This is a genomic window from Achromobacter sp. SIMBA_011 (assembly GCF_046535435.1).
In the GTDB taxonomy this organism is placed as follows: Bacteria; Pseudomonadota; Gammaproteobacteria; order Burkholderiales; family Burkholderiaceae_B; genus Achromobacter; species Achromobacter dolens.
Map to the genome: position 1 here is coordinate 1 of NZ_JAWRWN010000209.1, position 318 is coordinate 318.

Sequence of the window (318 nt, forward strand, 5' to 3'; positions counted from 1 at the left end):
AGGCGACGTTGGAAAACCGCTGCCGCAATGGACAATGGGACGACGCGATCCGCCTCCTCGACCAGCAGAAGGCGGCAGGCGTCATCGAACGCGGTGAGGCGGAACGGCTGAAAGCGGTGCTGCTGACGGCAAAGGCCGGCGAGAAGCTGGAAAGCGATCCGGTGGGTGCGCGCGAGGATGCAAAACATGCTCTCAAGCTCGCGAAAAGCCTTGTGCCGGCAGCGTTGATCGCGGCAAAATCCTATCTTCGCGAAGACAATCTGCGCAAGGCGGCAACGGTTCTGGAGCCGGTCTGGAAGACCGATCCGCATCCGCAGA

1 protein-coding gene is annotated in these 318 nt (G+C 61.9%); it reads left to right on the forward strand.

Annotated elements, in window-relative coordinates; translation table 11 throughout:
* A partial coding sequence (locus SB816_RS30615) for a hypothetical protein (protein ID WP_410548066.1) occupies positions 1–318 on the forward strand: 318 nt, incomplete at both ends.